9 protein-coding genes are annotated in these 14741 nt (G+C 35.8%); 1 reads left to right on the forward strand and 8 read right to left on the reverse strand.

The genetic code is table 11. The features are described 5' to 3' along the window. Positions 1 to 32: 32 nt before the first annotated feature. From ACFQ39_RS12180 to ACFQ39_RS12215, 8 genes are all read right to left on the reverse strand, one after another. Positions 33 to 2525, reverse strand: coding sequence for a heparinase II/III domain-containing protein (locus ACFQ39_RS12180; protein ID WP_377179295.1), 2493 nt, complete (start codon positions 2523 to 2525; stop codon positions 33 to 35). A 23-nt stretch (positions 2526 to 2548) separates the two neighbouring features. Then, the gene (locus ACFQ39_RS12185; protein ID WP_377179297.1) at positions 2549 to 4003 is read right to left on the reverse strand and encodes a sulfatase; all 1455 of its coding nucleotides are present in this window, start codon (positions 4001 to 4003) and stop codon (positions 2549 to 2551) included. A 2-nt stretch (positions 4004 to 4005) separates the two neighbouring features. After that, entirely contained in the window at positions 4006 to 4836 is an 831-nt protein-coding gene (gene budA / locus ACFQ39_RS12190) for an acetolactate decarboxylase (RefSeq protein WP_377179299.1), read from the reverse strand. Positions 4837 to 4863: 27 nt separating this feature from the next. Beyond that, positions 4864 to 7008, reverse strand: a complete 2145-nt coding sequence (locus tag ACFQ39_RS12195; RefSeq protein ID WP_377179301.1) for a hypothetical protein — start codon at positions 7006 to 7008, stop codon at positions 4864 to 4866. Positions 7009 to 7014: 6 nt separating this feature from the next. Then, a complete protein-coding gene (locus ACFQ39_RS12200; RefSeq protein ID WP_377179303.1) occupies positions 7015 to 8670 on the reverse strand; it encodes a glycoside hydrolase family 43 protein in 1656 nt (551 codons plus the stop codon). 18 nt (positions 8671 to 8688) lie between these two features. Continuing rightward, a complete protein-coding gene (locus ACFQ39_RS12205; protein ID WP_377179305.1) occupies positions 8689 to 10185 on the reverse strand; it encodes a nucleoside hydrolase-like domain-containing protein in 1497 nt (498 codons plus the stop codon). A gap of 2 nt (positions 10186 to 10187) precedes the next feature. Beyond that, positions 10188 to 12257: a hypothetical protein gene (locus tag ACFQ39_RS12210; protein ID WP_377179307.1), complete on the reverse strand. Its 2070-nt coding sequence runs from the start codon at positions 12255 to 12257 to the stop codon at positions 10188 to 10190. Positions 12258 to 12477: 220 nt separating this feature from the next. Beyond that, positions 12478 to 13506: a LacI family DNA-binding transcriptional regulator gene (locus tag ACFQ39_RS12215; RefSeq protein WP_377179309.1), complete on the reverse strand. Its 1029-nt coding sequence runs from the start codon at positions 13504 to 13506 to the stop codon at positions 12478 to 12480. 181 nt (positions 13507 to 13687) lie between these two features. On the opposite strand from ACFQ39_RS12215, the gene ACFQ39_RS12220 reads away from it, so the two are divergent. After that, positions 13688 to 14737, forward strand: coding sequence for an isocitrate/isopropylmalate dehydrogenase family protein (locus ACFQ39_RS12220; RefSeq protein WP_377179311.1), 1050 nt, complete (start codon positions 13688 to 13690; stop codon positions 14735 to 14737). The last annotated feature ends 4 nt before the right edge of the window (positions 14738 to 14741 follow it).

Genomic DNA, 14741 nt, shown 5'->3' on the forward strand with positions numbered 1-14741 from the left:
TATTCTATCTTAATTCTTTTTGTAAGCATTATTTATTGTTCAATATCAAATAGAAAGATTGAATTCTTTCCCGTTGTAGGAAAGAATTCTTTATTTTTAAAGCTTAACTTTTCTCCTTCACCGATATAAACATTCTGCAAATCATTTTGAGCGTTTGTGGTAATTATAGCAAAGATGCCCTTAAAATAAATACCCCTATTCTTATCTTGATATACTTCATCTTTCGATTGAGTGATGACGTATTGAACGAGTCTTGATTTATTAATACTAGAAATAATTTTTAGCCCTTTATAAATTCCGTTTTGTTCTAATTTTTCAACAGAAACGATGCTCGCATTATCCATATTTCCCGAAAATGGTTCATAAACAGCTACAAAAGGACTGCTCCAAGCATCCCCTTTTTTTCTAACTACTAAAGTTGGCGTAGGTAATTCATCATAAGGTTTAGGTGCTTCAAAAGTATGGGGCGCCATTACTTTGGTGTATTCTCTGTTGTCAAATCCTGGCATATGTACCTTCATATAAATTGGAGATTTTTCAAGTTTTTCTATTGAAAATTGAAATTTTACATCTTTACTATACGTAAGAGATGTTTCTACCTCTTTAAAAAAATGCCAGCCGGGATTTCTGTATTTTTTATTCTGAATCCACTCTTCATTTCCATTTGACATGTATCTATTTGGTGTTGGTTTCAGCGCTAAATTTTTGTTCAAAAAAGTGAGTTTATCCCCAATATTATGGTATAAATAATCGTGGTACTCATTGGGCAAATTGGATTTTGACCTAAAAACGTCTACATAATACCCGGTGGTTTCAGAAGTTCGAATTAATGCCAGGGTTCGTTCTTGTCTTGCTTCTGCCTGATTGCCTTTGTCATCTATAAAACTGGTTTGTGTAAAGGAATACAAAGGAGAAACAGCTTTCTGCATTGGTTTTGGTTCCATGGCAATTAATTGCACTTTATTAATTCCCAAATTAGCCCATCCCCCTTCGCCTTGTGAACTTCCGTTTACAATTACAGAATTATGAGATGCCCATATACGAGAGTAATTCTCATGAATATCTTGCTGATAGCTACCTCTGCCATTGTCAACTCCTAAAACCTGTCCTTTTCCGTAAAGTTCAATGTTCATACCCTCGGCATGACCGTGCACCATATGAGCACCGCCAACAAAACACATTAAATCATTCTCTGCTTTGTTTGAGTTAGTTAAATTACGTTGCAAAAAAATACCGGCATGATCAACCTTATCTGTTCTGGGAAGTTCGAAAGCATTCGTGGTGTCTGGAAGGTTAAGTCCGTGCATCAATACCGCATCAATATCATTTCTTCCATATTTGCCTTCATCCAAAGCCCTTTGAATCAATGGCCCAAACTTGTTAGTTACCTTGTCAACCTCATCCATTTCTCCGAGAAGATAAGCGTCTTCATAACTGCTATAGTTTGGTTTGCCATGTCTTTTCCCATCTCCCCAACGGATAATTTCGTTATTTGGGTAGACCAAATAATCTAAGGCAGGCAGGGCAAAAAGAACGTTGGAATACCTTTCTCCCAAATGTAAAGTAGGGTCATACCTGTTCACAACTAACATCAATCGCGTTAAAATAGTGGCAACACCGTTAAGGTATTGAGAAGTTTCCGGCCAAATATCTCCTTCATTTTTATAGTTATTTGCCATTACAGGTAAAGCATCTTGGTTTTCGGTGTTTTCAGTCAAGAAATAAGAAAGTAATTGATTCCTTTCCGTTTCATCTTCCATAGCTAAGGCATTATACACTAAACTCGGCGCTTCTAGAACGGGGTGATTTGAACCTATATGCCCATAATTAATTGTAATATCTGCATAAGTTCTAAACACTTGCTGTGCTTTCTCCTGAGGAAATTCAATTTTAGATTTTTGGAAAATATCATAAGGTTTTCCACCTTTTCTAATATATTCCGCAATAAAATCATAAATAATAGGCACTTTTACACCTATTTCACGTACCTCTCTAAATCCGTCATCCGGAAATAACCAACCGCCTCTGCCATGCCAATCAGATACTTTTGATTGCAGAACACTTTGCGTGAAACCATTCAAAATATCTATCGCACATTCGGCATATTTTTCATCTTCTGTAAGATAATAGGCAATTGCACAATCCTGAGCAATTTGAAGAAAACGAATTAATTTCCTTCCATTTTTCCATTCTTCTTTGGTAGCATTATCTAAATTACTGGGCTTGCCATTTTGAATATGAATCGTTTTGTAAAAAGGTGGAATTTCACCTTTTTGGACCTTAGCCCAATCAAAAGGCATTCCCTTTAAAAACGCTTCTGGATTAGTCTGATGCGATTTAACTTCTGGCTGTATTTTTTCGATAAAAATGCTATAGGTATCTTTAGCCCAAGCTTGTTTTTCTATTTTTTGAAGAATACCAGCTCTATCATCGGCTTTTACTAAAATAAAAGGACGCACTAATTGTTGTGCGGTCAAACTAAAACAATAAACCAAAAATATGGTTGTGAGGTAAAATTTTATCACAATGGGTTTTTAATAATTACTTATCATTTTAATGGCCTCTTCAAAAAATCTTCGCCCCATTTGGTTCTTAGATCATTTGACAATTCATAAACACTTTCTCTGTATTCTGGTTTTTCAGCCAAATTATTAAGTTCCAATCGATCGTTTGTATGATCAAACAGCATGCGGTCACTAACCTCTCCCTTGTCATTTATCCATTCTGTATAAAACATACTCCCTTTAATTAAAGTAACGGCATCCTTAAACTTTGACACAGCATAATTTTTATCAATACTTTTACCTTCAAATAGTGGCAAAAGGCTAAGCCCTTCTAAATGTGTTGGTTTTTCTATACCGCTTAGCTCACAAAGTGTTGGATAAACATCGATGTACTCAACAATATTGTTATTTTTAGTTCCTTTTGTGACATTGGGAATTTTCACAACCAAAGGTGTACGCAGGGAAGATTCGAATGTGACATGTTTACACCAAAGTTTATGATTTCCAAGATTCCAGCCGTGATCTCCCCATAATACAACTATGGTATTTTCTGCCAATCCCAAACGATCCAGCTCTGTTAAAACCTTACCAATTTGTGCGTCTACATAACTTACAGAAGCGTAGTATCCATGTATTAACTTATTGGCAAGTTCATCGTCTATTGGCTCATTTCCTTGTGGTATACCATAATAATTTCGCAATTCTCCGAATTTATGAAATGCCCTAGAGGGAGTTGTTTCTGGCTGGATATAATTTTCAGGAAGTGTTATTTTCTTTTCATCATACATCTCCCAATATTTGGTTGGGGCATTAAAAGGCAAGTGCGGTTTCATAAACCCAAGTGCAAGAAAAAAGGGTTCTCCTGTTTTTTTGAGCTTTCGCAAATCTCTGATTCCTTTGTTTGCTATTTTACCATCTGAATAAACAGAATCAGCAACTTCGGCCACTTCGAAAGCAGGACCCCGATCATCATCAGTCCTTAAGTCTGAATTTTCCTTTAGCGCATAGTAATTACCTTTTGTTTCGGGGTGCCAAATCTCATTCCAGGCATTTTTATCATCATCCCCATGGTGGTATATTTTTCCGTTCGATATCGTTGTATAGCCATTTTTCAGGAAGGTCATCGGGAGCGAATTAACGTCAGGCGCATCCTCATCCTTTTTTGTAAATGCATTCAAAAAACGATGCCTTGTTGGCCTTAGACCTGTTAATATACTTGCTCTCGACGCTCCACAAACTGGAACATTACAATAAGAACGTTCAAAAACCAAACTCTCCGATGCCAGTTTATCTAAATTAGGTGATTGAATGTGTGTAGCACCATAAAAATTGAGTTCAGGTTTTAAATCATCAACTGCGATAAAAAGTATATTGGGTTTTGCTTTTAACTCTTGGTTTATAGATTGTACTACTTTCTCTTTCTTGGGATTACAACTTGCTAAAAGGATTAATCCAATAATAAAAAGGCAGTTAGCAATGATTTTTTTTAGATATGACATTTTTATTTTTTTTTGTATTGAAACTCCTTTTCAAACCCAACGTGACTATAATCTTCTGTTTTGGGTAAAACAAATTGGTATTCGTGCATTTGATCTAATTGTACTAAAAGATCTTCAGCTTCAAACTCCATAACATGTCCAGCAAATTTGCCATCATCAGATATAAAATGGAGATGATAACCCGCCACATTAATATTTCCGATAAACTCAGGACAATAGAATCCAACCATGGTTCCAGAGAAATTTTCTCTTTCAAAAAGGGGTCTTGAAGGAATTAATACATCCAAACCTTTCTCAAAAGGTTTGTCTTGCTTGTGCAAGCCTCCGCAGGTTATTTGTTTAAAATTCCCATGAATTTTAAAAGCATAAAAGAAATTTTTTGAAGGTAATTCGTCATTAATTAGATCTCTTAATTCGTCATAATTAGCTACATTTTTTAGAGAAAATTCCTTTTCACTATCAAAAAAGGCTGCATTGGCATAGGCAATTTTTTCATCGTCATTTGGTATTACAACAGTGCCATCTTCTTTTGCTTGGTATAAAACACCGTCTAGCATAATTAACTCTCCATCTAAAAAATTGTATGAACCCAAGGCCATATCACCTTTGGTTTTTAATTCTTTTGCATCAATGTCTCCTTCAAATATTTTATTTACAAAAGCCCACCAAATTGAATAATGATAAAATACATCAGAAGTATTGCTATTTAGTACCTCTGCACTGCTACCCTTGATCTCCTTTGCAATATTTAGCTTACTCGATTCATTGCTTTTATCAGCACAAGCAATTAAAAGTAATCCCAGTAAACTTCTTAAAATTATTTTTTTCGTCATGTCAATCAATTTTATAAAAATTCAACATCAATCTTTGTATAAATCTTTGAGCCATTTTAGTTCTGCCTCCACTTCTTCTTGAACAATTGACCAATGGAATAAATTACTATCTACTCTATACCCTTTATGCTCTATGGGTACAGGTTGATAAACTGGTTCGGTGACCTTTACGATTTCCGACCAATTCATTGTCGCTTTTTCCAACCAATCAACAGCTTCTTGGTGATTTACCAGATCTTTTGTTTTTAGAAACTTCTGATAAGCAACGGCAGCTTTTAGCTTGTCTGAAAAGTAAAGACCCAAATAAGCCCAAGCCTTAATATCTGAAACTTCATATAATAAATCAACATTATCTCTTTCTGCAATCATTTCTACACTTTTTAAAGCTTTGTTACAAGAAGAATAAAGACTATCGGCTAATTGGATGGGTGTTAATTTTCCTTTTAATTCATCTTCATTTGCAGCTAAAAATGTTTTAACACCTACGTAACCGGGATCCATTGGATTTCTATTGGCAATTGTTTCTAACGATAGTAATTTCACAGCCGGAGGACCATCATTAAACCCTAAAAAACCTTCAGAATACAAGGTAAAATCCCAACGTGCATTTAGATAAGAAGCAATTATTAAGGGTACGTTGCTTGTTTTTAATTGTGCCTCAAAGAGCGTATTTCCATCATTTGGAAATCTTTTTTCATAGACCTTTGCAAAATATGTATTAGAAGTTTTGGGATTATATAATAAGCGACCCCATGCTTTGTAAAACATCCACTGTCTTTCAAAAGCATATGTTGTAGAAGCTCCTTCTAACGATGTGATATAATCCTTTGCGGGAATATAAGTTTCTGAACCTACATAGTATCCATTAACATAAGGATGCACATTTTCTGCAATGTGTTGTCTTATAAAATCTGTTTGTCCCCAACGAAGAATGAAAAAATCTTCATTGCGTATCATCCAGGCTAAATAGTAATTATCGGGCATAGGATTCCAATAAGTATCTGAAAGTTCGCCTCCATGTACTTTTACTAGTTTGGTTGTAGAATGTCCGTGAGACCAATTAAACTTCAATTCAATATTGATTGGGCCATCAAAACAGGTTAGCGTATCTAATGTTTGACGAGTTAATTTTTCAACAGTAACATCTGTTGAACCAGAACTTGCAGTACCTGCTGAAAGTGGTACGCGATGAATAAACTTTATTTTTCGAGAAGCTTGTCTTGCTCCAGCAACAACTGTTTCCAAAATCCAATCTTCTCGTTCCTGGGCTGTCATCCCACCCATACCTTCACCAAGTGTAATTCCCAATCCTGTTAGGTTTGGATATTTATCAATGGTTTCTCTAACACATTCCCGCATATAATCTTTCACAACCTGCGCGGTATCGCCTTTACCAATATATTTTTCATTACTTCTAGAGAGATCTGATACTTTGTGATGTTTGGCAAATTCACTAGAGACGAAAATGTTCCAATTAACCATATAAGTTTCAATACCTCTGTCTTTTGCCATTCTAAAAAGAGAATGCCAAAAAACTTCCCATTCTTTCATTTCTGCATCAGAAAAAGGACTGGCTTCAGGATATTTTTTGGTTTTAACCATTCTACTAAAAGGATGTAAATTCCACAACGTCAATTTGTTAAAACGATTTTCAGCCATCATGTCCAAAAAATCCTTCCAAAAAAGAGTGTCTCTACAAGTTTCAGTATGTTCTAGTAAAGTTTGGCTTGAACGGTATGCCTCCCAAGGAAGGTTAAATTTTAAAGCTCTGAATTTTAAATAGGGGGATTCTTCTTTTTCTATGATTTTTTTAACTTTACCGCATAACTGCTCTTTTATGTCGAGAAGCCCATACATTACACCAGTGGCGTTACCACCTTTTACTAAAACCTTTTTATCATGTACACTAATTGCAAATGCCTCAGGTTTCAATTGTAAAGAATCTATGGCTATTTGAATTATATAACTCGCATCCTTTTCAACAATTGGAATTTGGTTAGTAAGAGCAAACTCTTTTAATTTCTGTGCACCGTGAAGTATCTGAGGTAACTCAGTATCAATCTCTATTCCTAATGTAAACTCATTAGGCTCTACACAAGAATACACAGAAATAAAAAATGTAATTAGCATTGAGACTAAAACAGATTTCCTAAAAAATATAGTCTTAATCATAGTTGACTATTTGCCAGTTATTCTCAATTCAAAGTCATCAAAATTTGCCCATGTTGTAGATATTTCTCCTCTTGATGAAGCGTAAGGACCAACCATAGAACCTGTAAAGCGTCCTGCAGGAGGAAAACCTAATGAACTTGCATCGGCTTCTGCAATTTTTTCCCAATTTGTATCCTCTTTTACAAAAAATGACATTTTAAAGTCATCTAACTTAATTTTTAGTGTTATTGTTTTCTCTGACTTCAATTGATATTGCCCCAATTTTTTTTCTCCATTATAAAATACGCTTACTACTGCTTTATCATCTATCAATTCCTTTACCAAAGTCCATTCCTCATCATGCCCTCGTTCAAAAGCTAAACCTGCACATTCTGAAGGAGTAGCAGGTGTAAAATCTAAATTTACCTCGGATTCAATTTTCATATCAGGGACTCTTAAACCTAAAAATGAAGGCTGTTCGTAGTTTTTTATTTCATCAGGTCTTAACAACAATTTTAACTTACCCATAGTAGTTTTTAAATCCCACCAAGTGCTTCTTGGAGTTCTAATCATACTCCAATTTAGGTCAAGTGTTTCATTACTAAAAGAGTCTTTAAAATTGAAATCTTTTTGTGTGCCGCCAAATAACTTTGGTGCATCGTGTGTGAAAGCAGTTCTGGAAACTTCACCTTTAGGGTTATAAATAGGCCATGTTCCTGACCAATCTACAGGTGCAAGAAAAGTTTCACGCCCCATAACATTATTCTTTTCATCTGTACTCCTCACAGCTAAAAAGACTGACCACCAATCGCCATCTTGAGTTTGAAAAACATCGGCATGACCAGTAGCATTAATACCCGAAGTATCCCCTCTATGTGTTAAGATTGGGTTGTCAGGGTTATCTTCCCAAGGCCCGTATGGTGTATGAGACTTCCAAATGGAAACAGCGTGTCCCATACCTGTCCCTCCATGAGCAATCAAAAGGTAATATACACCATCCTTTTTATAAATATGAGGTGCTTCAAAAGCCACCGCTGAACCAATGATATCATTTATATAATACGGTTTAGAATCTAGCGTTCCTATTTTCCCTTTCAGTTTAAAATTTTGAAGGTCGATTTCTTGTATCCAAATTTGTTTTTCAGCTCTAAATTCTTGATTCTCTGCATTTCTATTACCACAATAATAGGCTTTACCATCATCATCAAAAAACAGAGAAGGATCAATCCCTGGCGCTCCGTCAATCCAATGCGGACTAGACCAAGGCCCCGCTGGATTTTTAGCTGTTACTATAAAATTTCCTTTTGGTTTTGTGCCTTCTCTATTAGTTATTAGCGTTGTTATCATATAAAATGTCCCTTCATGATATCGCAAAGTTGGGGCATATATACCAGCAGTAGAAGCTACTCCATCCAAATCAAGCTGCTCCGGGCGATGCAATACATGCCCAATCATCGTCCAATTTACCAAATCTTTACTATGGTAAATAGGTACTCCTGGAAAATATTCAAAAGTACTTGTTACCAAATAATAATCATCCCCTACGCGACAAACCGAAGGGTCTGGATTGAACCCTGCTATTATGGGATTATTGTATTTAAAGCTTTGCCCAATTGTTGTAAAAGAAACACAACAAAAGAAAATCCACGCTATTAAATCTGATCTTTTTAAAACTTTCACCATATCCTTTAATAAATTATGTTATTCATTTACTGTGATGACAATGCGCCTGTAATCATTTAAAGACACGATTTTATTTTGATCTTCCACCTGGAGAATTACGTGAATGGTTTGCCCATTTGCATCTTTAGGGATTTTAAAGTTGATGATTGATTGGTTAGGATTTTGAACAATAATATCCTTACCCAAATAGGTTCCTGCCTCTTTATATACCCACCAATTAAATTTTAAATCATCCCCATCAGGATCAAAAGAAGCTGAACCGTCTAAAGTGATAGTTTCGCCTGCACTCGCATTTAAATTTTGTATCTTTTCTTCAGCATTAGCATTTATTGCAGCTATTGGATTATGATTTGCATCTCCATAAGAAGCTATACACCAATCCATTCTGGCTCGAAAATCATTGAAATATGCCTGGCGCCAACGCCATACAGGAGCGTAGATTGAGTTATAGATTTCGTTAGTTTCAGGATCTGTCCATTCATCTGAAACTTCTGTAAACAAATAATAATCACCATAAGTCTCTTCATCAATTCTCACACTTTCATGTCTAGAAGGCACATTTTTTATTTTTTCTTCCGAAAACCTGCCGCTCCAACCTCCCCAGCTTGGCTCACTGATATCAGACAACCCTTGATGGATTAAACCCAGCCATGGTATGGTGCCACCGCCTTCAATAAAAACAAGTTTACCAACATGGTTTTGTCGCAAAGGAAACAACCTCCCTAAGTCGCCGTGATTTTTGATATGCTCCAATGCCCATTGGTGTTGTCCTGTGGCATTATATGAATAAGGTTTCCATGTATGTGGGCCCTTTTTATCATCATCGTTAGAATTTCCCCAGGCCCAAGCCGGACCCCCATAGGCATATGTTTGGTAATTACTTCTTATCCAATGAATGTCTGGATAGTTTGCACAAATCCAAGCACCAGAATTATCTTGTGCACCGTTTTCAAAAACCCTGATTTTTTGCAAAAGGACTTCCAACTCTTTTTTACTATGAGATTTTTTATAATCATTCAAGGCTTGTGCCAAGGTATTTGAACCTGCATTTACTACGATATACAATAATCGCGCATCTTCTTTTTCAAAACTTTTAATCAATAATTTAGAACCTTCTGAACTTTTGCCTTCTCCAACATCTGCCATCCCGTATCCCGGCTGGCCGGAAGCTACAACCGATTTTAAATAACTCGGTTCTGGCCAACCACTTGCGTGAATTTTTAAGTTTTCAAAAACTTTACCATAGCCATCAATAAGATTCTCAAATAGGTCAGGATAAAGTCTTTGCCTTTCAACTAGCCTATGTTTATTGTGCAAAAACTTCCCACTTACGGCAATAAGTCCATCAATATCAAACTCATTTGAATACATAAGCATGTGCATCATTTGCTGCTCCTCATCGGGCTCATTGCCCATATCTGCTAATACAACAAGCCTAGTTTTTAAGGGCTGTCCGATAAAAATCTGACTGCAACAGGTTAAAACGATGAAAAGAATTAAGGTTACTTTTTTCATAATTACAAATCGATTTTTGCGATTTCAATATCTTCTTTTACCCAATTTGTAATTTCTTTCCAATCTACAACACCTACTCTATTGGTCCATAATGGGTTATTGTTTTGCTGTAAAGCCTTATCCGTATATTTTATCCAAAAATCCAATGCTCTAGTCAGTTCAGCAACAGCCAAATTTTGAAAATGAGTATCCTTAGTTTCTCTATACATGGCCACATAGGTTGACCCAGTTATTTTATGTGCGTAGTATTTTCCTAAGAAAGAAACAGTTTCAATATCATTTAAAGTGAATTGTAATTCTTTATTTTGGATTGAATTAATTCCCTTTAAATCATTCAAAGCACCATCTGAGAGCTGATGTAATTTTTCTGCAACTTGCAAGGGCGTTTTTAGAACAGAACTACTATCCGCCAAAGTCATTTTTACATATTCAGGAATGGTTTGATTGCCGGATTTTGGATGTACTCCCAAATTTATAAAACGATTAACATCATGAAATCCTGTCTTGTTTTGTGCAAACCTTGGGTGACTTATACAACCTTCAATATACCATTGAAAATCTAAACTTCCCCAATGAAATCCGGTTGTTACTGGATAAACCTGAGACGCTTGTTGCCATGCAGAAAATAGTTTTTTAGCGTCGACCTCGGGAAAGCGATTTGCCAACAGATCAGTAAATTTTTCATTACTTATGGTTGGATCATAACTCAATCTTCCCCAAAGCATCCATTGGTACCAATGCTTTATCACTTCTAACTGATCTGGTGTTTCTGGATCTTTAGTCAAAAAATCTCTACCCCAAATCCATTGATCCGAGCCAAAATAAATCCCTCTTGCCACTTGGTGTGGTATATTTTCTATAAATTCTCTCACAAAATCTGGAGAACCCCACCGAAAATAAAAAGTATCATCATTGCGAAGTCCCCAAATCGTTTTCATGCTACCAATGTCCTCTACAAAATTGTCATTTAAGTAATACGGTTGTTCTGTTGCACTATACACATGCGCTTTTGCATACTTAAAACAATACAAAAACTCTATGTTCTTTGTATCGATTACTTCTTTAAATTTTTCGGCAATTTCTTTGGCTCCGGTTTGGTGTTGTCTATGGATAAAAGTAAATTTTCTATCTGGCATTTCCGCTGCAGCATCTAGAATACCTTTGGCGTAAGTATCATATGCCCAATTTTCTCGCTCCTCTGCATTCGTTCTTTTACCATCTACTTTCATATTTTCTCCGGTCGTTAGACCGATCCCTGCCAAATCAGGGTAAGTAACAAACATTTGTTTTACACTTTTTCTAAAGTAATCTTTGGTGATTTCATTATCCATTCTATCTGTAATTCCATACTTCCCACCTGTTCCATAATTAAAAATATTCCAAGTAATAAGATGAAAATCAATGTTACGGTCTTTTCCATAGGCCATTACTTTTCTCCAAAATTCTATTTTTTCATCGATGGATATTTTCTTTAGGGTTTCTGGATTATCAAGGATTTCTGGCGTATCCATGCCTATTCCATTTAGGTTATAGATATTTTCCCAAGTTCCCGTTGAACGCTGAACATCATCTAAGGAAATATCTTCGTAACCAGGCACTTTAACTAAAGATGGAAAAGGTTGCAAACTCCATAAAGAAATATAGTTATAACGATACTTTGCCATGGTATCTATATAATTTTTCCAAAAATCGAAATCCCACATGACAGGTATATTCCTTTGACCAGCATCGCTCGCATCTGAGTAACTCGGTGTGCGCACATCTAAGGGTATGTTGAATTTTGGACCGCGCATCTCAAAATAGGGGTTCTTTGTCATTTCCGAAATTCCTGCAATTCCATATAGCTCAATTTGTTCCGAAAGTTCTAAAATACCATACATAAGTCCTGCTTCATCAAAGCCCGATACTATAATTTTACGATGACTTTTTTTAATAGAAAAACCTTCTTTTTTTAGCTCAACTTCAGAATTTATCTGTAGCAGAATATCCGCCTCCATCATTTGTGACGAATCGGTTAAAATATGCACATCACCAAGAACAGATTTCAAATCCTGCAATGCAAATTCGACCATCGGAGATTTTGATTCTATATAGATTCCTTTTTTTGTTGACAGGGAACTACAGGACACCATTATACTTATCGAACAAACCGATATAACAAAATATAATAAGGAATAGATTTTTACCATGAGCCTTGGAATAGATTTTTAATTATTTGCAAATTCCTTTATAAAAATAAGTTAAGGAACAAAAAAGCCTATCCTGTGCTATCATGGAAATTATTTGCAAAGACTACATCGATTTTAATTTATTTCTGTTGGTAGAATTTCTAATAATGAGTTCAGATTTTAAGACTTTATGGGAAATTTCGTTAGACGGATTATTTATTTTTTGAATTAGCAATTGGGCAGATTCATAGCCCATCTGAAAAGCGGGTTGATCAATACTGCTTAGTGAGGGTTCTAGAAGTTCATCCACAGGTTCATTATTAAACCCAATTATGGCAAGATCCTCAGGAATTTTAAGCCCTCTTTCCTTGGCGGCCATCATAGCTGCGATTGCTATTTGATCGCTAAATGCTAAGATCCCATCAGGAGGATGAGGTGAATACAACAATTTCCTCGCGGCACTTAAGTTACTTTCTTTGGTAAAATTACAATACTCAATTTGTTTTTCATCAATAGATATATCAGCATCTTTTAAAGCCTGCATGTATCCCAAAGCACGTTTATTGCTTATTTGTAGAAACTGAGGACCTCCGATATATGCAATATGTTTACAACCAATGGATATTAAATGCTCTGTGGCATCATAGGAAGCTTTATAATTATCAATCACTACTTTGTCTGTGGCTACTTCGTCACATTGTCTATTGAACAAAACCAGAGGTATACCCATTTCTTTGAGTTTTACAAAGTGATTGAAATTCTTTGTTTCGCCCGCGGGAGAAACAATTAATCCGGACACCCCTATTTTTAGAAGTTCTTCTGTCAAGTTCTTTTCTCTTTCGTACAATTCGTCAGATTGACAAATAATAATGTGAATGCGACTTTCTTCTGCGGCCTTTTCGATCCCACTAATAGCCATTCCATACAAATGGTAAGTGATTTTTGGCACGATAACACCGATTGTATTGCTTTTTTTTGGCAAAACCGTTTCGGGAAATTTATGGCCGAAATAATTTAGGTCATGAGCTGTCTTCAAAACTTTTTTTCGTACAGATTCACTTATCTTAGAATTATTTTGAAGAGCCCTAGAAACAGTAGCAGTCGAAATTCCTAAGATATTCGCAATGTCTTGTAATGTCACTTTCGTTTTCAATTGCCAATATTAATGTATCAAAAATAAACATTTATTTGACTAATGCAATTTTTTGCATCATATAAATTTCATTTATTTGTATATATACATTGCTATAACTATTTTTATTTTATATTTACACCTGTGGAAATATATTATATGCAATTTTTTGCACATTAAAAAAATTGAAAACTATTATAAAATGAGTAGAAATTACAATATTGCAATTGTACCTGGTGATGGTATTGGAAAGGAAATTGTACCAGCCGGGTATAGCGTTTTAGAGGCAATCGCGAAAATTCAAAAATTCAGTATAAGGTCTGAGACCTTTGATTGGGGTGCCGGATATTTTTTAAAAAATGGCATGTTTCTTCCAAAAGATGGATTGGACATTCTAAAAAAATTTGATGCTGTTTATTTTGGTTCCGTAGGATTACCAGAAGTAGACGACACCTTGCCAGCGAAAGATTACACATTTAAGGTTCGCACGAACTTTGAACAGTATGTGAATTATCGCCCCGTAAGAACATACCCCGGTGTGACACGACCGTTAAGAAGTGAAAAGCCAATTGATTTTGTTATCATCAGGGAAAATGTTGAAGGTGAGTTTGTTCAAATGGGCGGTCAATATTTACCTGATTCTGACGCTGGTATGGGAATTGATACAAGTGTTTTTACTAGAAAAGGAATTGAACGTGTGGCACATTATGCCTTTAAACTCGCTCAAAAAAGGCGGAAAAAATTAACACATATCACTAAATCTAATACTTTGATCAACAGTTTAACCTATTGGGATCGCATCATCAAAGAGGTATCTCTGCATTATCCGGATGTGACACACGATCAAATGTATATTGACAACTGTACCGCTAACTTCGTACTGAGGCCTGAAGTCTTTGACGTAGTTCTGACAACCAATCTTTTTGGTGACATTTTAAGTGATTTGGGAGGTGCTATCATGGGAAGTCTAGGACTTGGAGGCAGCGGAAATATAAATCCTGAAAAGGACTTCCCCTCTATGTTTGAACCTATTCATGGATCTGCACCAGACATCGCGGGAAAAAACATCGCCAATCCCTATGGTCAAATTTGGTCGGCTGCACTTATGTTGGAGCATTTAGGTGAAACAGTGGCGGCAGAAAAAATTATGACAGCTATCGACAAGAGTACACAACAAGGTGTGCTTACAAGGGATTTAGGTGGAAATGCTGGGACTTTAGAAGTAGCAGCGGCTGTGATCAAGAACCTTTAAATGA

Source organism: Namhaeicola litoreus (assembly GCF_042679565.1).
GTDB classification, from domain to species: Bacteria; Bacteroidota; Bacteroidia; order Flavobacteriales; family Flavobacteriaceae; genus Namhaeicola; species Namhaeicola litoreus.